16 protein-coding genes are annotated in these 20,675 nt (G+C 43.9%); 6 read left to right on the top strand and 10 right to left on the bottom strand.

Translation table 11 applies throughout. The features are described from left to right. The 3 genes from H0W44_04610 to H0W44_04600 form a co-directional block, all read right to left on the bottom strand. Window positions 1-198 (bottom strand): CSLREA domain-containing protein (locus tag H0W44_04610; protein MBA3581718.1); only part of this gene is annotated, 198 nt, incomplete at its 3' end. Between the two features lie 629 nt (window positions 199-827). Beyond that, on the bottom strand, window positions 828-1,316 hold the full coding sequence (locus H0W44_04605) for a hypothetical protein (protein MBA3581717.1): 489 nt from the start codon (window positions 1,314-1,316) through the stop codon (window positions 828-830). A 5-nt stretch (window positions 1,317-1,321) separates the two neighbouring features. Beyond that, window positions 1,322-9,706 carry a hemagglutinin repeat-containing protein gene (locus H0W44_04600; protein ID MBA3581716.1) on the bottom strand — a complete coding sequence of 2,795 codons (8,385 nt, stop codon included), beginning with the start codon at window positions 9,704-9,706 and terminating at the stop codon, window positions 1,322-1,324. A gap of 278 nt (window positions 9,707-9,984) precedes the next feature. Between H0W44_04600 and H0W44_04595 the strand changes: the two genes are divergently transcribed. Continuing rightward, entirely contained in the window at window positions 9,985-11,718 is a 1,734-nt protein-coding gene (locus H0W44_04595; protein ID MBA3581715.1) for a ShlB/FhaC/HecB family hemolysin secretion/activation protein, read from the top strand. 20 nt (window positions 11,719-11,738) lie between these two features. Here the strand turns inward: H0W44_04595 and erpA are convergent, their stop codons facing one another. The 5 genes from erpA to H0W44_04570 form a co-directional block, all read right to left on the bottom strand. Next, on the bottom strand, window positions 11,739-12,101 hold the full coding sequence (erpA, locus tag H0W44_04590) for an iron-sulfur cluster insertion protein ErpA (protein MBA3581714.1): 363 nt from the start codon (window positions 12,099-12,101) through the stop codon (window positions 11,739-11,741). A 104-nt stretch (window positions 12,102-12,205) separates the two neighbouring features. Next, a complete protein-coding gene (locus H0W44_04585; protein MBA3581713.1) occupies window positions 12,206-12,640 on the bottom strand; it encodes a polymer-forming cytoskeletal protein in 435 nt (144 codons plus the stop codon). Then, the gene (locus tag H0W44_04580; GenBank protein ID MBA3581712.1) at window positions 12,627-13,376 is read right to left on the bottom strand and encodes a hypothetical protein; all 750 of its coding nucleotides are present in this window, start codon (window positions 13,374-13,376) and stop codon (window positions 12,627-12,629) included. Before H0W44_04580 ends, H0W44_04585 begins: the two co-directional genes overlap by 14 nt. Before the next feature lie 45 nt (window positions 13,377-13,421). Beyond that, entirely contained in the window at window positions 13,422-14,492 is a 1,071-nt protein-coding gene (locus tag H0W44_04575; GenBank protein ID MBA3581711.1) for an N-acetyl-gamma-glutamyl-phosphate reductase, read from the bottom strand. A gap of 257 nt (window positions 14,493-14,749) precedes the next feature. Further along, window positions 14,750-14,944: a hemin uptake protein HemP gene (locus H0W44_04570; protein MBA3581710.1), complete on the bottom strand. Its 195-nt coding sequence runs from the start codon at window positions 14,942-14,944 to the stop codon at window positions 14,750-14,752. A gap of 85 nt (window positions 14,945-15,029) precedes the next feature. Here H0W44_04570 and H0W44_04565 point away from each other — a divergent pair, with 85 nt between their 5' ends. The 4 genes from H0W44_04565 to H0W44_04550 all read left to right on the top strand — a co-directional run bounded on the left by H0W44_04565 (window position 15,030) and on the right by H0W44_04550 (window position 17,002). Further along, window positions 15,030-15,257: a (2Fe-2S)-binding protein gene (locus H0W44_04565; GenBank protein ID MBA3581709.1), complete on the top strand. Its 228-nt coding sequence runs from the start codon at window positions 15,030-15,032 to the stop codon at window positions 15,255-15,257. 118 nt (window positions 15,258-15,375) lie between these two features. Next, window positions 15,376-15,843, top strand: a complete 468-nt coding sequence (gene bfr, locus H0W44_04560) for a bacterioferritin (protein ID MBA3581708.1) — start codon at window positions 15,376-15,378, stop codon at window positions 15,841-15,843. Window positions 15,844-15,846: 3 nt separating this feature from the next. Continuing rightward, window positions 15,847-16,278 carry a CopD family protein gene (locus H0W44_04555; protein ID MBA3581707.1) on the top strand — a complete coding sequence of 144 codons (432 nt, stop codon included), beginning with the start codon at window positions 15,847-15,849 and terminating at the stop codon, window positions 16,276-16,278. Between the two features lie 7 nt (window positions 16,279-16,285). After that, window positions 16,286-17,002: a hypothetical protein gene (locus H0W44_04550; GenBank protein ID MBA3581706.1), complete on the top strand. Its 717-nt coding sequence runs from the start codon at window positions 16,286-16,288 to the stop codon at window positions 17,000-17,002. Window positions 17,003-17,007: 5 nt separating this feature from the next. Here the strand turns inward: H0W44_04550 and ptsP are convergent, their stop codons facing one another. Then, window positions 17,008-19,287: a phosphoenolpyruvate--protein phosphotransferase gene (ptsP, locus tag H0W44_04545; protein ID MBA3581705.1), complete on the bottom strand. Its 2,280-nt coding sequence runs from the start codon at window positions 19,285-19,287 to the stop codon at window positions 17,008-17,010. Window positions 19,288-19,334: 47 nt separating this feature from the next. Next, a complete protein-coding gene (locus tag H0W44_04540) occupies window positions 19,335-19,829 on the bottom strand; it encodes an RNA pyrophosphohydrolase (GenBank protein ID MBA3581704.1) in 495 nt (164 codons plus the stop codon). A 115-nt stretch (window positions 19,830-19,944) separates the two neighbouring features. Here H0W44_04540 and H0W44_04535 point away from each other — a divergent pair, with 115 nt between their 5' ends. After that, the gene (locus H0W44_04535; protein MBA3581703.1) at window positions 19,945-20,613 is read left to right on the top strand and encodes an HAD family hydrolase; all 669 of its coding nucleotides are present in this window, start codon (window positions 19,945-19,947) and stop codon (window positions 20,611-20,613) included. Window positions 20,614-20,675 lie beyond the last annotated feature (62 nt).

Genomic DNA, 20,675 nt, shown 5'->3' with positions numbered 1-20,675 from the left:
CACAATGGTATCTGTCCCGCTACCGGACACGCAGCCGTTATAACTTGTGTTCGTATTAGCCGCTTTGATCGCTTCACGCAAAGTACAAAATGCATCATTTGTTTCATTATCTAACGAAGAATTAACCATGATAGTGGCAGCTTGCACGCTGCCCGCACACAAACTCAATACCAACACACAAAGATGGATTACTCTCATTTTATTGCTCCAGCAAAATTATTCAGCATTTAAAATGCCCAACACCCTAGCGCGGATAAAGCTCGCTCGTCGGGCGCATTTTATGTGATATCAAAAAGAATACAAGTCAGCCTAGGGCTGATAATGGCAATTTTTACTTCACAAATTAAAATACAAAAATTCGTTCGCTAGGCAAAGATCATTACAAAAGACAACATAAAGACCAACCGCTCCCAGTAAGTCAAGAACGACTAAAAATACATGCCGGAACATCGTACCCGTAGCGATTATTGACCTAAAAAATTTAAATTCTATCTATATCCAATTAAATATTAGCCAATCGCCTTATGGCAGCTTTAGCGTTGCGCGCATATCCGCATACAAAGCGTCATGTTTTAATTAAAAAGCCTATGTCGTATAGGGCTTCATAAAATAAGGGTAGCGTCCCGTTATTTCACATAGCATTGCGCTTGATGGTTTATCAAACACAGCGGGAGTAACGCTAAAATGACAGAAATTTTTTCATGATATTTATTTTTTAATTATACCTATATCGCAAACCCAAGACTTAATTAAAGGTTAGCGTCCCGTTATTAACACATCAATCATGAAAATCAAGGAGTCTGACCCCTTGATCCCCTTGATCCACATTACATAAATGTGGGACCTCCCTCATCCGCAAGTATTCCGTTCAACCTCTTTAAATCACCATACAGACCATCTCCATATGACCACCCTTCTCCTGTTTTATCGAGCTTTAATCTTTCTTCATGCCTAGCTATGGTCTCACTTACAATATTAGCTAATACTTGTATATTTATATTCAATGGATAAATTTTTCCTTTGGTTGAATCATAAGCTACATTAAAAATAATACTCACAACTGTATTAATGCCCTCATAATAACCGGCTAAATACTCTAATATAAATTGTAATTTTTCATTTATTTTTTTTTCTGGGTGTTGTACTGAATACTCCACAAGCCCATGTTCATATATCTCTTCAAGATCCGTCCCTGAAGAAGATGGAGAATATTTTGGCAAATATGCATAAGGTTCCACACCTAACAACAGTTTATCTAATTCGTCATTTTTAACTGCGAGGCAAGTTAATTCATAAGGTGTTTTTTGCATACTCATGCATTTTACTCTTTAACTACAACTGGAGTGAACCATGCTTTGACAGCGGGTATGGGGTCAGTCACAAACTCAGACACACCGCCTTTCGTCTTTCCATTTTTTAAAAAATCTTCATTAGCGCCACTCATCGTACTATTGGGCAATCTAGGATCTAAAGTTTGTGGGCTTTCCACATCCACACGAATCAAAGGTTGGTTTCTTAAATTATTATTTGATAATTTATCAGCCAATTTATTCGAGTCTCCGCCTGTTTCATCAATAATTTTATTCATTTCTTTTGAAGTTGTCATAAATTGACCGTCTTCTCTGCCAACCATATCTTTTCCTTCAACATATCTATCATATTTTTTTTCGGTCATCAAATAAGATCCACCACCTTTCATTTCTTTGCGGATTTCAGGAGAAACATCATTCTGAGAACTCCCACCCGCTTCTGCATCAGCCTGTGCGTTGGCAGCTCCTGCAGTTTTTTTGTGCTCGTCCCCGACCATCTTACTTTCTTGATTGACTACATGCGTTTTAGGTTTAGCAATGCGCTGCCCTGAAATAATTTCGGTAATAAAACGTGCACCGTTAACTTCTAAATAACCACCCTCGCCTAGGGCTAAGAGGTCTTCATGATATTCTCGCGTGTCGTCTACGCTGACTTTGTCATCTTCAGCATACGATGCATTATCGACTACGGTGGTGGCGGTGATCGCTAGTTGATTAAATAATGAATCCGTGTGTTTACCCATTATTTTATCGAGATAAAAACCTATGCCTGTATTCACCACGGCTTTTGCAGGGCCCATAGACACGCTCATCGCAATTAATGCGAGCGCTTGTTGTGCCTCCGATAGCTGGTCAAGATAAGAGGCAGTTTGACCGGAGGCTCTTAGCAGTTGTTGCGCTAGGCTATAACATTCGTTATTGCACGCCGTTGGTGTGACGATAACCTCTTCTAATTCACGAATCGTTGTTCCGCTTGCAGATGTGCCGCTTGCAATATCCGTTGAATCAGACGCAAACGTTTCTGCATTTTTATTGGTCGGCGTTACAGGCTGTGTGTCCTGATATTGACTCGCCAATGAGTGGAGCTCTTTCATCTTCGCTTGAATTTGTGGATCTGCGAGTAGCGCATTAATTTGCTCAGGTTCTGCGCCTTTCGCAATCATGGCTTTATAAGCCTCTAATGCGAGCTGATCACCTAAGCTGTCGCGAACCGTTGTATCAATATCTGCTGCACTGGCTAACAAAGACTCCAGCGTATTAACCACGGTGTCGGCAATGGCTTCTGCCGTTTTAATCGTCTCTGCATCTACTTTTGCTTGTGCAATTTCTTCGGTTTCACCGGTAGCGACTTGTGCTTGCGTGATATCGCGGTTTAAACCTTCAGTGCTGTCGGTGTTGTTAGCAGCATCGCTGCGCACGCGAATAGTGCCGGTGCCAATGGTCGCTTGTGTGGTTTGCGTACGACCATCATTTTGGTAAGTGGCCATGCCGGAAGTGCTGCCGTTACCTGCAGAATCTTCGCTGTAACTAATCGTTAAGCTAGAACCAGTTTGTTTTTGGTGATCTTCTAAATTGCTATAGGAAAATGTTTCGGTATCGAGCAACAAATCACCGCTTTCGCTGTTAATAATGCCTGCGTCTAATTGCGTGTGTTTCGCAACATAGATATCGAGTTTGCCGTTAGTGGTGAGTGATGTTTGATTATTAACCCACGCGCTGCTACCTGCGCCATGACCACCACTGCCGCTGCCGGAGGTGGAGGCACTCGCATTGCCGTTGCTGTTATCAGAAAGATTTTGTTGCGATTGGATTAAGAGATTATTGCCAACATTTAAATCGGCGGTGTTGGCGTGCACATTGGCACCGATTAAGCTGGTGTCATTACCGCTTTGGATTTTTAGATGGCCGCCTGCGTTGATGCTGGCATTGGTGTAATGCGTGCTGGCTGAATCAGCGTGCGCATAATCAGCACCAAAATACCAACTCCCGTTGTAGCCAATGGTTACGCCTGCATCGTACGAACTACTCGAAGTAGTGTCTTGCGCAGAGGCTACTGTGATATTACGACCTGCTACTAGGCTAATATCGTTTTGTGCTGATACTTGCGTGCCGCCGATTAAGTTTAAATCACGTCCCGCATTAAACGAAATATTACCGCCTGCATTTAATGAACTTAGTAGAGACTCTGTCCATTTATCGCTTTGACCGGCATTCCCAACTCGAATTTCAATGCCGGAGCCGCCACCATCTTCTGAAAAAGTATAATTACCATTCTTCATAAAATTGCTTAATGAAGAATATGTCTGCAATGTGTTATTAATCGCGCTCAGTGTATTAACAACTTGCAGACCACGCAATGCACCTTCTGCATAATCATTTTCCATTTCAATACGACCCACTAACTCCGCTAGTGAATTAATTGTTGGCAAAATACGGGCGATGGCTTGCGCTCTATCATCATCTTCTGCATTAAGCGCATTCGTTACGGGCCCCACTAAACCAAAAATATCAAAACTGACATTCGTCGAATTAGCATCTTTATAATGTTGAACTGCTTCACGAGTAAAAGTAATGTCACGACCTGCTGTGCCATTGATATCTTTATCGGCTTGTAAAATGGCGTGCACGCCTACGATATCTTGACCCGCCTGCATATTGATATTATTGCCCGATAGATAACTCATTTCGGTTGCGGTGTTATCCGTTCTCGTGCGGGTATGTGACAACGATAAACCACCATCATAAGTAAAATCAGTGGTATCGTTTTTGAGTTGCACTGTTGCCGCGCGTAAAACAATATCGCGCCCTGCTGTTAAGTTAACGTCTTGTCCTGCCCAAAGCGTTGAACCCGTATTAATGATGTCGCCATTTTTAGAAGCAAGACTGACATTCCCGAACAAGGACACGATTTCTGAACGGTACAATACTGGCGTATCGATATCCGCCGCTTCAACATCCAGATTTAAATTATCGAAGCCATCAGTATAGGTGTTATCGGTATGCGCGAGACCACCGACAACATCTTGCTCGATTAGATTATCCGCTTTAATAACGACATTACCCAAAGCACTAATTTGAGAACCGAGATTTTGCACGCTGTTTTTTGCATCTATATATAATTCTTGGCCGGCAGTAGTGCTTGACGCAATATGTTCTTGATTAACGTTACCGGCTTGAATTTGCCCAAAATAACCTTCAATACTGGCTTTCGTTACACTTTTTTGTTCTGCTGCTTGATGAATAATACGATTACCGGCATTTAAGCTCACTTGACCATCTGCGATCATTCGTGAGCCTGTAACAGTGATATCACCGTCGCCTGCTTTTAAATATAAATCACCGCCTGTCGAAAGCGCAGAGCCTTTAACGATGTTCCACTGGGAAGCATAATCAATGGTCATATTCGTCACAGGCAAACTCATGTTGACCGGACTTAATTTTGATAAGGGGTTATCAAAAACATGCATTTGACTTGCGAGGTTACGACGACCTTCTGCATCCATATCCGCCGCTGAGTTTTCTGCAACATGGTCGCCAAACTTTCGAGTGTTTAATAAACTTTGATGCTGAACATTCATAGTCCCTATATCAAGAATTTTCTCTTTTTCAGTATGATTATGAAAATCATCTGCATGTTCGATGGTTAAATTATCTTTTGCTATTAACTGCATCGCACTATCAGCATGCGCTTGTGTGCCGCGCAAGGTAATATTTTTAGCGGTGATTTGAAGAATACCATCGGCATCTACTGAAGAACCTATTGCCAGATCCGCTGCATCAGTTGATTTAAAGCTACCGCCCCGCATACCGACACTAACGCCTACTTCTGTACCGCCATCACCACCATTATTAGATTGATAATTAACCCCAGCACCCACGCGCTTTTCTTTTGTTTCAAAATAGGCAGTGTGCACTTCACGCGCTTCGACAATGTCCACATTCCCTGTTTGAGCATTAATCAAAATATCACCACCCGATTTTTCGGATGAGGATTCATTGTGGTTATCAGCAGTTTTTAATGGAACATTAGCGCTTAACTGGCCACTGACAATTTTTATATTATTAGCCGCACTGAGCTCAATGTTGTTTCCTGCACGGATAGTGCTGCTCACTACCGTTTCATCATAACTTCCTTCTTTATAACTTTTCCTGCCGCCCGCGCTAGCGTAACCACCGCTCGATTCGCTACCGCCGATATGACTGGATTTCTTTAAATAATCGAACTGATCAGTATTAACATCATTCACAATCGTGAGCGAACCTGTACCTGCAAGGCCCGCATTCATTACAACATCATTGCCCGCCGTTACATTGCTGCCTTTTATCCGAGCATCCTTGCCGGACAATAACAACACATCATCGCCAGCCGATAATTCAGATTGATTTGCCCACGTCTGCGATTCAGAAATTTTTTCTTGGCTGCTTTTACTGCTGCGCTTTTTCTTTTGATCGAAAGCATAATCCTGTGAGTTTTTAACCGATTCAATATCCAGATTATCGCCCGCATAAACTAACAAACTTCCTTCTTTTGCTTGTAGCTGGCTACCCGATACTTTTACATTGCCACTTTCTTTAATAAGCGCCAAACCTGTTTTTTCATCAAGCTCCGCATTTATAGTTATATTTTTACCGGCATTAACGGTCGAGCTTAACTGAGTTATTTCATTTTGACTTTCAGAGTGACTATTACGTTTTCCAGGGCGTTTGGTTTTGGTCGCATAATCGTAATGATATTCATCTTGCACTGAAGCAATCGTTAAATCATTTACGGCGTTCAGCGCAACACTGCCGCCCGCCTCCACTTCTGCGCCTTTGAGTGTGAGGTTATTGCCGGCAGCTGCTTGCAGGTTGCCGCCTACTTTTAGCGTCGCTAATTGATGCGTGACTGAAGATTCCGTTTGATCAACTGTTTTAGTTTTGCCATTTTTCTTTTTCTTGTAGTGATATTCGCTACTGCTTTCATCGGCCACAGCTTCAACCGTGATGTCGTGCTCGGCTGCTAATTGTGCATTGCCTTTAACGTCTACTTCACTGCCGCTGATGAGAATATTGTTGCCGCTATTCATTGCCAGATTACCGCCAACATTCATTTTGCTGCCGACATGGTTGAGACTTGCGGCTTCGCTGCGCTCTTTGCCTGCTCTGTCCCAAACGACGGCGCTCAGCTCAATTGTTTTTACCGCAATATCACGGCCGGCTTGCAAGATCGCATTACCGCCTGCATCCACATTCGCACCGATCACTTGAATATCGCGACCTGCGTCCATTGATAAGTTATTGGTCGCTTGGATTTTAGCGGTTTCATCTACAACCGTATAAGAACCACCGTTTTTACTATCGCCATACTGCTCGGTATGCGTCACGGTGCGATTAATGATGTCGCCTTCTGTCGCGGTCAAATCAACATTATTGCCTTTAATTACACCGCTGAGATTTTCGATATTATGTTTTGCTTTGAGCGTGAGGTCTTGACTGGCTTGCATGATGCCTTTGATATTCGCGATGCTGTCTTGCGAATTAATCAGTAAATTATTGCGGCTTTGAATTTGTCCACTGTTGGTAACGCCATTAACACTGTTAATGGCAATATCACCACCCGAGATAACGGCACTGCGCTGCAATAAACGCGCATCTGCATTTGCCAGATACACCGTGGGTACTAATACTTTTTCACCCTGCACGGTTTTTTCAACCATCCAGACAATGTCGTTTTGTAAGACTTTAATTTGTTCATTCGTAAGCGCCACACCAACACTTAGATTTAAACGACCATTCACTGCTAACGCATTATCCATTAGGCGTTGGAACTGATCGTAATCTGAGGTGATATCAGATTCGATATAACGCTGGCCTAATTTTGCTAATAAGTAATCACGAATTAATTGTGTTTCATAAAAACCATCGCCTAAACGTTTGATGGTGTCTTCAGGATTAATGCCTAAACGGCTCAGCATGTAATCAGAGCTAATAAAACTACCATAGCTCGCAAACAGCGGATTTGTTTCGATAAGGTAAAGATGATCGCTGCCGGGTTGAGTAACAAATAAATTGCCCGGAGGTAAAGTAAAATCATCAATAGTAGGAAGTGCTGCTGATACGCCAGGGGTTATTACAGTTGATGCATGACTTCCGCTATGCGGACCGGGAGATGTAATGTTGGTAACGCCTCCAGATGCATTTATTTGCAAACTGCCTTGAGCCTGAATAGTAGATGCAATATTCGCATAAGGCCGGGCTTGTCGCGCGATAGCGTAATGCCAGGACTCTTCATCTTCTTCAACATCATGTTTATCTGTATAGAGCTCATCCGTAACAATATGCTCGTACAAATCACGGCCTATGTTATATACATTATTAGCCGTAATCGTTAAATCAGCGGCAGAAGAAATAATACTAGTAGAATTTTCAAGACGGCCAACATCCAACACCATGTTACTGCCGGAAAATAATTTGGCTGATGCGGTAGTACCGCTTCCATTTATATACTCGTAAAAATAATGATGATAAAACTCGATTTTCCTATTACTTGATTCATAGTAAAGCTCATACACCGTACGAGAAAAGATGGGTTGCGTCACCGATAGCGCGCCACGTCGATTGTTTAACTCTTCTGAAACAAGCGTTAAAGTCCCCGTACTTGCCTCAATCAATCCGGAAATATTATCAACACGGTCATTTTCATCAATAATATTTCCGCTACTGTCTTTAATACCGGTGATATTTAAATTGTTATTAGCAAAAATAGTAGCGGCATTATTTCGAAGAATTCCACCTACTTGCAAATCCATATCATTGCCTGCATATAAGACATCGTTATTCATTAAGTCATTGCGCGCGACTAAGCGCAAATCGTGACCCGCTGCCAGAATAGCGTTATTGTTTATATTATTGGCTTCGATAGTGAGATTTTCTGACTGTATCCAATCACGCACATGCGTGTAGTTACCCGCAGTTATCAAATGCAAATGTTGGCTGGCGTTTACTGTGCCGAAGGCTGTATCGTTGACGATGCTATCAATAATATTTAATTTAAGCTCATTGCTGGCTAACAATTCTCCATTCGCATTATTTAAATGCGTGACGGTAATGTTAGCGTCTTGACCGCTTTTTATTTTTCCGTTTTGATTATTGAGCGTATCGGCATTAATTGTTAATTGCGCGTTACTTTGAATCAGTGAAGTAGTCGTGTTGTTGCTTAAAGTATCCGCGCTAATATTAACTTTTTCGGTACCCAATAATTGCGAGTTGTTGTTTATGGTATTTGCCGTAATCAACAGCTTACCTTGATCATTCAGCGCGCCATTTTGGTAAATGCCGGCTGCGACGATGCTGTTTTGTTCTATAACCTCTGCAGATAAATTTAGATTGTATTTAGCGCCGATCATGTCGGCGTTTAAATTCAGATTATCTTGAGTTTGGATATCGACATTTTTGCCATAAACCGTGTCAGTTAAATCAATATCGCCTTGGGTGTTGTGCACCTTCAGATCGCGTGCGGCGACGGCGCGCTTTAATTGAATGCGTCCATCCGCACTGACAGTGATATCACCCGTGCTCGCGGCCATATCACTCGCGATATTGACGCCTACACCTTGTTCAGTGCCGACGAGATAAATGCTATTGGTATACATGCCGCCTAATACGGAGGCATCAATCGCAAACTGCGGTGTTGTTGAACCATTACTTGCATAAGTACTGAAAGCACGGCTCGCATACTCTACTGATTGCCGACCCGCGATCACGGTCAATTGTTGAGCAAAAAGACTAGCATTCAACGTAACTGCACGAGCGTAAATATCCAGCGCAGGGATATTGCTCGCATTTAAACCTAAGCCCTCGATAACAATATTGCCTTGATTGACCGATAAAGCACTTAAAGCACCATTCGACATCAACGGCACGCCCGTAGATAAAGTAGCGCGCGGGGTGTTGATAAAACCACAACCATTACAGGTAATACCATTGGGATTAGCCAACACAAACTCAGCGGATTGGCCTGCTATTTCGGTATAACCGTTAAGCCCTGAGGGTAAGTTGCTAGTGACTTCATTCAATATGATACGTGCGGAACCGTACGCAAGATTGGCGTTGCCCTCTATATAGCCGCCCAATTGTGTGGACGTTAGCTGAGTCGCATTATTTAAAATCAAGCCTTGTGGGTTTACATTGAATTGTTGGTATTTATTATGCGATACGCCCTGTGCTGAAGGCGTAACAATATTAACAACCGTGACGCCGTTGGCGGCGGCATCAATCTGTGCTTGCTGTGCTGTTAGCGCCGCAGCATCAACAATCACGTCGCTTGCTTGAATGGCAGGCGCAATAATCAGCAAAGAAAATAAACAGCCCGCGCTGCCAGCTACGAAACGGTCACACCATGCCGCTTTATGCATCATCAGAACCCTTTTTTAAACCCGCCCAAAGAAAATCGCCCGCTTATCCCTCGCTGAGCGATAAGCGCGGCAAAACTATCAGCCTTTGAAGATGCATACAAGTCAGCCCTAGACTGAATCTTTGTAGGCATGCATAAATGAGTAACGCATCACACTGCCAATTAACGCACGCTTTTGGCATAATCCGCGCGAGTTATCGACCATGCACCAACAAAATTATGTGGCGCGGCATTTAGTACACAATCATTTTTCTATATTTCGCATACAGCAAGGATATCGACGTGCGCGACTGGCAATATATTCTTATCACGATTTCTTTATTATTCGCTAATGTTGACGCGCTGGCTCAACCCACCTCTCCCGAGCTGGATGCGATCCAACGACAAACTCAGCAAGTATTACAACAACAACAAGAACGACTAGATGCGGAACGCCGGCGTATTGAATTTGAACAACAATCGACAACTGAAAACATTCAATCCTCACCAGCAGTAACACCAACTTCAACCTCATCACTGCCAGCGGGTTGTTTTACGATTACACGAATTGATATTCAACATGCAACATTGCTAGATAAGAACACGCGCGCAACATTAACTGCACCATTATTGAATAGCTGTGTTTCTTTTGAACGCATTAATCAATTATTACGTGACATCACGGCATTTTATTTTGATCAAGGCTACATTACGACACGTGCTTATTTACCCGAACAAGATATTGGTGCGGGCGTACTGATTGTTCATGTTGTTGAAGGCAAAACTACTACTATTGGTTTTAGCGATACTCGCATTAAAAGCGCCGGTAGTATTTACACCGCATTCCCTGGCTTAATAGGCGCGCCATTAAACTTGCGTGATATTGAGCAAGGACTGGATCAAATGAATCGATTACAGTCACAAAAAACGCGCGTTGAGTTTTTACCCGGCGATAATCCTGGAGAAACACGCGTGATGCTCGACCGCATTACCACATCGCCTTACCAATTTCGATTGCAATATGATAATTCAGGTCAAGAATCTACAGGCATTGAGCAAATGAGTTTATTTGCCGGCATGGATACGCCGTTTAATATTAACGACTATACCTATATATATGTACAGTCCGATATTGAAGATGCGAGCACTGAGCAAGAAAGCAAAAACATTGCCTGGCATTACGATCTACCGTGGGGTTATTGGTTGGTTGGTATTGATAGCAGCCAATTTAAATATCAATCTCCGGTTGAAGGTCGCTTACAACGCTTTATTTCTAGCGGCATTAACAACAGCACCAGCTTATTTTTTAATTATTTATTAACGCGTGATCGAAGCAGTAAAAATCGTATCAAATTAAAACTGCAACGCGACAGCACTAAAAACTTTATTGAAGACGTAAAATTAGATACTAGCAGCCGAGTGTTAAGCACCGCGTCGCTTGAAATTTCGCACCAACATTTTCTGCCTAATAATCAGGAAATTACTTTCAGTGCGACCTACCATCAAGGTATTCGCGCGTGGGATGCTGAGAAAGATGATCCCAATGCCGTCGATGTACCGCTTGCGCAATTTGAAAAATACACCACCAATACTAGCTATACCAAAAACACTGGCATAAAAAATGTGCCTGTTAATTTCAGCTCTACACTACGCACACAATACAGCGCAGACCCATTATTCAATTCGGAAAAAATGAGCGTCGGCAGTCAATTTAGCGTACGTGGTTACAAAGAAAAAAGTATCAGCGGGGAGAAAGGCGGTATATGGCGCAATGATGTAACCATACTACAAATATTGCCTAACGATTTACGCTCGCGTTATTTTAATAATTTGCAATGGTTTGTCGCTTACGACATAGGGACAGTGAGTGCAGCTCAGCATCATAATTATGAATCGCTGCAAGGCTGGGCTACAGGTTTGCGCAGCCAGCATAAAAATTACAACTTAGATGTTACTTATGCTGAACCTGTAAATCCGCCGAATGATCCATTGATTAAAACAGAACAAGTTTATTTTTCGTTAGCGCTTAGTTTTTAATGCGTTGCGCAAAATCAAACTTAAACGCTAAACGATGAACCACATCCACAGGTTGTTGCTGCGTTTGGATTACGAATCACAAACTGCGAGCCTTCTAAACCTTCGGTGTAATCAATTTCTGCGCCGGTTAAATACATCAAGCTCATGGGATCTACTAATAAGGTCACGCCATCACGCGCAACTTGTGTATCGTCTTCACCGATATTTTCATCGAAGGTAAAGCCGTATTGAAATCCAGAGCAACCGCCACCGGAAACAAACACGCGCAATTTTAGATTGGGGTTTTGTTCTTCTTCGATTAAACCTTTTACTTTGGCGGCGGCAGATTCGGTAAAAATTAGCGCAGCAGATTCATCGTAGCTAATGGCTGTTTCTGTGTTCATGGCTTGTTCCTTTAAAACGGACTACAACGGGGCATTTCACTATCCAGCGGGCGGTCACTATACCCGAGCGATTTACTCAAGTATAGCGGCCGTGCTTTATTGTGCTAGGATTTTTGATCTTTCTGGTCTTTCTTATTGGCCGGATCTCGGTATTCCAGCAGGGGTTTTTCGCGTTTGGCTTGATGCACGAGGTTACCGTTAATGGTGGCGCCCATTTCCATTTCCAGTAGGTTGTAATACACATTGCCTTCGATGCGCGCATGGTTGGCTAATTCGACCCGTTCTTCGGCGTGCACATTGCCATTTACGAGACCATCCAGCAGCACATTAGGAACGCGTACTTCGCCTTCGATTTTGCCATCTTTAGATAATATGAGTATGGAATCGGATGTTGCATCCGCAATCACATTACCTTTAATGGTGCCGTCGACATGCAGCCCACCGCGAAAAGTTAGATCACCCACCAGCTCAGTATTAGGCCCAATAATGGTTTCCACTTTGGCTGTTTTTAGTTTGTTGTTGTCGTTACTTCCCCACATTGTCTTTTCCTCCGACCAATGAATTCCACGCAAATCGCTGTTCAAGCGCCTGCACCCAGCTACCTTCTGGCGCGACTTTCACTATCAGGGTAGCAGGCACAAAATCTGTGGGCATTTGAAACTGCCCTTCTAAAGTTTCAAAATATTTAAAACTAAAACTCATCACCGAACTGCTATCGAGTTTTAATACCGGGCGAACTAATTCAATAACACGCCCGCCTTGTTTACCTTTTAACACAAAATCAACCCGACCACTGACCATCCGATCGTTACTTGGTCTTTGCATCAGGACTAATTTATAACGCCATGTATTCGCTTTTGAGGTTGGCAGCAATTCTACACCTTGAATACGTAAGCCGGGTTCATGTTCTTCAGGATTGAGAATGCTGCGATAAAAGATTAATTCTTTTTTCAGCTCCAGCATTTCTTCATTTAATTGATTGAGCTTTTGAGTAACGTCTTTGTAAGCTTGCGAATCTATAACGTTATCGCTCACCAGCTCAGCATTTTCAGCGCGTAATGCTGACATCTTTTTTTGGAGTAGCCGCATTTCCTCTTGCACCGTGCTAACGCGATGGTCTGCACCCACGCTGTCATAACCCGCACGGAAGCGGCCGGTTTCAAACGCCAACCACATCATTAAAAATACGAGGGCTACGCCGATTAGCCGTAATATTGGACGTCGCCACGGACGGGCAGCGTTAAGTAAATGGCGACTGCGGATTTTAACGGCCAAAGCGAATTCCTATTCCTTATATATAGGCGCAAACCGAATTGCGCATTAGGGCCACAAGGGTGCGGCAGTTAAACCTTCATTTTCGGGGCGGCCAAACATGAGGTTCATGTTTTGTATGGCCTGGCCCGCAGCCCCTTTTACCAAATTATCGATCACTGATAAAACCACTACGATGTCGCCGCCTTGTGGACGATGCACGGCAATCCGACAATGATTTGCGCCACGTACCGACCCGGTAGTGGGATGACTGCCGGCAGGCATGACGTCAACAAAAGGCTCATTTGCATAATGGGCTTCAAACAATGCCTGCACATCCAGTTTTGGATCACGCAAACGTGCATACAACGTAGCGTGAATTCCGCGCATCATCGGCACTAAATGCGGTACAAAGACTAATTCGGGGGCCGTTTTATCCACCATAAAATCGCCTAAGGTTTGACGAATTTCTGGCCAGTGCCGGTGACTATGTACCGCATAGGCTTTGAAACTACCGTCAACTTCACCGTATAGGGCTTCTACTTTTGCTTGTCTACCGGCGCCGCTAACGCCGGATTTAGCATCCGCGATCAAACCGGTTGGATAGACCGCATTTGCCGTTAACAAGGGCATAAAGCCTAAACTAACCGAGGTTGGATAACAGCCTGGATTCGCAATTAACTGAGCATCACGGATCGCCGCGCGATTTAATTCCGGCAAGCCATACACCGCACGCGCTACCCATTCGGGGCAAGTATGCTGCATGCCATAAAATTGCTCCCACACAGCAACATCTTTAATTCGAAAATCTGCTGCTAAATCAATGACTTTAATGCCTCGCGCCAATAATTCCGGCGCTTGTTGCAGCGCCGTACCGTTCGGCGTCGCAAAAAAAATCAGTTCGCAATCGGCTAAAGCCGCCGTGCTGGGCTCAACAAATACCGCATTAGTTTTGCCACGCAGGCTGGGATACGCCACATCGATACGTTCGCCCGCTTGCCCCCGCGAGGTGACTGCAAGCAAATTTATGGAAGGGTGATCGACCAACAAACGTAATAACTCAGCGCCGGTATAACCGGAGCCGCCGACCACGCCAACACCAATGCTGGTTTTAGCGGTGGGATCTGCCAAGACGGACATTTCGATCGATACTCCAAATACTGTCGTTTGCACGCGAATCTTAAAGAAGATTCAAGGGGCGTAATAATAGAGGGTGTCGCGTCGTTTCACCACTGAATATACAAATGGCGGATTATACAAATGGGGCGAATAAGATAGAAAAACTCAAAAGAGCTGGCTGGCCACTCCTGTTTTAATACTTCAAAACAGGAGCGACTGGCTGGCGTGAGTGAGTGCTGTCTTAAAAGACTCGGTTAACCTGAAGCCGACAAACGACTTCACTTGGTCAGAATAAGTTTGTCACTGCGGGTAATTTGTAAGCGATATTCCACGCCGTGGTGACGAATGCGTAATTCACGTTGGCCGCCCAGTAGGCGCGCCGTATCAATGCTTTTAACAATGGCGGCAGCCTCTGAGCGGATGGATTCCGCCGGGCAATTGAGCTTCAACAAGGGTTTCCGTACGCGATCCATGACTTCATCCATCATTATGATGGTTTTTATTATAGTCGCGAAAAATGTAATTGACAACCATTCGTATTTGCACTAAAAATAGCACATGTACATATGTATCTGCAAAGCGGTCACCGACCACGACATCCACGCTGCCATTGACGCCGGCGCGACAGATTTACCCCAGCTTCAAGCAGAGCTAGGAGTGGGTACGTGCTGCGGCGCGTGCAAAGATTGCGTCTGCAAAATGCTGGATGAACGTGCGGCCCAACCACCTGTAAAAAACCCAAACAACTCCACTCATTATCCGGTTTTACATTTCGCTGTTGCGTAACTAAACACCCGATCTTTCTCGTTTTTTAACAATCGCTCGATCCTTCACGCCTGACACTCTTTAGTCTGCATGTTATGCTCCGCGCCGACCCTCATATTCTCTAAATGGAGCGCAGACAATGAAAGGCGACAGCAAAGTTATCGGATTTCTTAACAAAGTATTAAAAAATGAACTGACCGCCATCAATCAATATTTTCTGCATGCGCGCATTTATAAAAATTGGGGCTTAGAAAAGCTTAATGAAAAGGAATATCACGAATCAATCGACGAAATGAAACATGCCGATGCATTAATCCAACGAATTTTATTCCTCGATGGTCTCCCAAACTTACAAGAACTCGGCAAATTGTATATCGGTCAAACAGTGACCGAAATTTTACAATCTGATCTCAAATTAGAACTAGAAGCCATTCCTGATTTGCAAGCCGCGATTGCGCATTGCGAAACCGTTCAAGATTATATTTCACGTGAACTCTTCGAAAACATTTTAGAAAGCGAAGAAGAACATGTCGACTGGTTAGAAACTCAATTGAGCTTGTTGCAACGCATGGGCGAACAAAACTACGCGCAATCAATGGCGTCGTAAAACATGTTGTGGTTAAAAGCCTTGCATTTAATTGCAATGGTAACGTGGTTTGCTGGTTTGTTTTATTTACCGCGACTCTATGTTTATCACGCCATGAGTGATGACGCAGCCAGCATCGCACGCTTTAAAATCATGGAACGTAAATTGTTTTGGGGCATCACTACACCCGGCGGCGTCTTAACATTATTTTTTGGTAGTTGGATGTTAATTGATTATGGCTGGGCTGCATGGGGCACACAATTGTGGCTGCACGCAAAACTGAGTCTGATTTTATTATTAGTGCTGTACCACATTATGTGCGGGAAATTACTCGCGGATTTCAAACATGACCGTAATCAACACAGTCATATTTGGTATCGTTGGTTTAATGAAGCGCCAGTGTTATTACTCATCGCTATCATTCTGCTTGCTACCTTAAAGCCCGTATCCCTCTGAGCTTATTATGATATTTTTATTGCGCTTATTAACCTTCATTTTATTTTCATGCACCGCCGTATTCGGCATTACTTTAGCGAGCATGGATGTCGCCTTACGTCACAGCACAGAATGGCAGCTCGACAAACGTTATGTGCAAGACAATACCGTACTCGATTGGTACGGAATAAAAACCAGACCTATTACTGCGTTCCAAGCCAATAACAACTGGATCGCACAAATTGGTGACAGCTTATATTTTAACGAAGAACGCTGGAGCACTTTGCCCAGCAATTTGTTAGGCGCTATCGCATGGTCAAAAGGTTATGCGGTACTCACTGAAAATACTTTGTTGTTATTCAATAACAACGGTGAATTATTACAACAATTAGACCACAGCTTTTTACCCACACACCCTACCCGCTTAGGTCTCGCCGGCGAGAATCCAGCCATTGAAACCAGTATTGGTATTTGGCATACCGATAATGACGCAACCCAATGGATGGCATACGAAGACGTCGTTGCATGGTCAACACCAACCACACCGCCCGCGCTACTTATAAAACAATTAGAACAATTTGATCGCGGGCGACAACTTACGCTACTCGATGTGCTGCGCGATTTTCACAGCGGCAAACATTTCGGCCCACATGGCGTGGTCATTTTAGATAGCGCGATGGGAACCATTGTGTTTCTGGCTTTAGTAAGCACGCTGCTTATTTTTAGACGTAAAACTAAACAATAATATCTTTAGTTTTTACCCGCACGAATCAACCCGCCTAATCCTGCATGATCCAATTCGTTAATTAATAAAGCGCGCACTGATTGCGCGTCTTCCATTAACACCGCACGTGCAGTAATTTCCACTGCCTGCGCATAACTGAAAGTGCGGATTATTTTTTTCACTCGCAGCAAACTGCCGGCACTCATACTGAAACTTTTCATGCCCATCCCAAGCAATAACAAAGCGCCTAATGGATCGCCAGCCAACTCTCCACATATACTCACGGGCTTATTATGCTGCTCTGCCGATTTTATTACTTGTGAAATAGCATGTAATACGGCGGGATGAAGTGCGTCATATAATTTTCCGACACGCTCATTATTACGATCTACCGCCAATAAATATTGCGTAAGATCATTGCTGCCGATTGACAAGAAATTCACATACTTCGCAAACGAACCAATCATATAGACCGATGAAGGCACTTCAATCATCAAGCCTATAGGCGGCAGCGGCATTACCAAGCCTTCTTCTAATAATTCACGATGAGCGCGCAAAATTAACGCCATCGCTTGACGCAATTCAATCATGCCACTAATCATCGGCAATAAAATATGTAAATTATTTAAGCCACGATTGGCTTTTAACATCGCACGAATTTGCGTAATAAAAATATCCGGATGATCTAAAGAAATACGAATGCCGCGCCAACCCAAAAATGGATTTTCTTCTTTTACCGGAAAATAACTTAATGCTTTATCGCCACCAATATCTAAAGTACGAATAACCACAGGGCGCGGCGCAAAAGCTTGCAGCGCTTGTTTATAAATGGCTTCTTGCTCATCTTCGCCGGGAAACTTATCGCGAATTTGAAATGGTACTTCGGTACGAAATAAACCAATGCCATCAGCCTGTTTAATCAGCGCTGGATTAATATCCGATTGCAAACCGGTATTAGCGAACAAAGAAACTTGTACACCGTCGCTCGTTTCTGCCGGCAAATCTACTAATTCTTGTAGCTCCGCTGATAATTCGCGTTCTTCTTTTAGTAAACGCCGATATTCTTTTTTAATCGTCTTATCAGGATGCACATACACACGCGCCGCATACCCATCCACAATTAGTTCTTCGCCTTCTATCTGACTTACTGGCAAATCCGACACGCCCATTACTGCAGGCACTTGCAAGGCTGCTGCTAAAATAGCGATATGCGAAGAACCCGATCCATGCACCGATACTACAGCGACTAGTTTTTCACGCGGCACTTCAGCTAATTGACTTGCACTCAACTGCTCGCCCACTAAAATAGTTTTTTCGGGATACTCCCACACTTTTGTATTGGTATCTGCGCTCAATAATTTTCCGGCCACGCGTCGACCTAGATCAACGATGTCGTCAGCACGCTCACTTAAATAACTGTCCGACATTTCACCGAACCAAGCGGTGTGTTCTTTAATCGTGTCGCGCAACGCCGCTGGCGCCCAATTACCCGCTTCAATTCTTTTTACCGTGTCATCTAACAAAGAACCACTTTCTAACATCATCGCAAATGCATCGAACATCGCACATTCTTCTGCCGGTAAAACTTCGCGCATCGCATCGCCGATTTTCTGCATTTCTTGATGCACACTGCGCACAGCAGCATGAAAACGTTCTATCTCGCTAGCAACATCCGCAACGTGCCGATCGGGCACCGAATCTAAATCTGCCGGCGAATAAACTACTACTGCGGTACCAATCGCAACCCCAGGAGAACCTGGCAAACCTTCTAAATATTGTTGTTCAAATGAACCACTGGATTGCAAGCGCCGAAAATCTTCGCTAATACCTGCTTGCGCAATCGCGCCTGCAAGCTGCGCTGCTAAAGTAATAAGAAATGCTACATGATCATCGTCAAAACGACGTTGTTCTAATTGTTGCACCACTAATACGCCGAGCAATTTTCCGTAATTAATAATTGGCACGCCCAAAAATGAACGCAAGGTTTCTTCGCTCGCTTCAGGAAAATATTTATAACGAGGATGAGCAGGCGCGTTATCAAGATTAATCGGTTCAGCGCGTTGCGCAACTAAACCCACTAAACCTTCGTCAAAACTCAAACGCACGACACCAATAGCTTTTGCATTCAAGCCTTCGGTAGCCATTAACACTAATTCTTGTTGATCATTTATTTTGTGGGTCAAATAAACAGAACACACCGTTGTTTGCATGGCCTGACAAACATCTTTCACTAACAAATTCAGCGCCTGATCTAAATTCGGTGCAGCACTTACTTTTTGCACAATGCGGCGCAATACATCTAACATTAATTGTTACTCCCGAATAATTTCATCTGCGGTAATTTCATCTGTGCTTATGGCGCGGTGTTATTAGCGAAGTTTTTAATAGCATCTTCAAACTCTGTCAAAGCTTGACGATAAACGTCGCGTTTAAATGCCACCACATCTTGCACGGGTTGCCAATATTCAACCCAACGCCACGCATCAAACTCGGGATTATTTAAAGAGTTCAAACGAATCTGGGTTTCCGGCGACACTAATTGCAATAAAAACCAACGTTGTTTCTGACCGATACACACGGGTTGACGATCATGTCGCACTAAATGCGCGGGGATTTCGTAACGCAACCATTGTTTAGATTCCGCTAACACATTCACTGCCGCCGGCAACAAACCGGTTTCTTCGGCTAGCTCGCGATACATTGCGCGCTCCGGTGTTTCTTGAGCTTTCATGCCGCCTTGCGGAAACTGCCACGCCTCTTGACCGCGCCGCCGACACCACAACAAAGCGCCTGCGGCATTGCAAATAATGATACCGACATTAAAACGATATCCATCAGAATCAATCACTTGCGCATCCTTTGAGGTTATACTGCCACACACGCTGCATCCTTACATTGCCACGCGGCATTTTTTCACAAAGCCGAGTATGCAGCAAACCCGTTACACGCGAGTCTTTCGTCCTATGTCAATCACAGCACCATTAGCCATTTTTGATTTAGACAACACTTTACTACACGGCGACAGCGACTACAGCTGGGGATGCTTTTTAGTTGCGCAGGGTTTGGTTGATGGCGCAACTTACGAAAGCAAAAACCGCCACTACTACGAACAGTATCAAAGCGGCGTACTCAACATTCATGAATTCCTCGCGTTTGCGCTACAACCCCTGACACAACATCCATTAGCGCATTTATTACAATTACGCGAAATCTTTATGCGCGATATCATTACGCCGATGATTTTACCCAAAGCCGAAGCACTGATCGCCGAACACCGTGCGCAGCAACATACTTTAATGATTATCACCGCAACTCATCGGTTCATCACTGAACCCATTGCGCAACGATTAGGCATTCCTCATTTATTAGCCACCGACCCCGAATGTATCAACGGCGCTTATACCGGTCGCGTCAGCGGTATCCCGTGCTTTCAAAATGGCAAAGTCTTACGACTGCAACAATGGTTAAGCGAACACCAAGCCACCCTCGATCACAGCTGGTTTTATTCTGATTCGCACAATGATGCGCCGCTATTAAATGTCGTTACCCACCCAGTCGCGGTAGACCCAGACGAACGGCTGCGATCACTCGCTGAACAACGTGGCTGGTCTTGCATCAGTTTGCGAGATTAGGAGCACACATTTTCTCTAGCACAGCCCGGCAATACTAAACTCTAGGGAAATAATCGGTGAAT

Source organism: Gammaproteobacteria bacterium (genome assembly GCA_013817245.1).
Taxonomy (GTDB): Bacteria; Pseudomonadota; Gammaproteobacteria; order HTCC5015; family HTCC5015; genus JACDDA01.
Note: the sequence above shows the minus strand (reverse complement) of the source record. Positions and strands in the feature narration are given on the sequence as shown.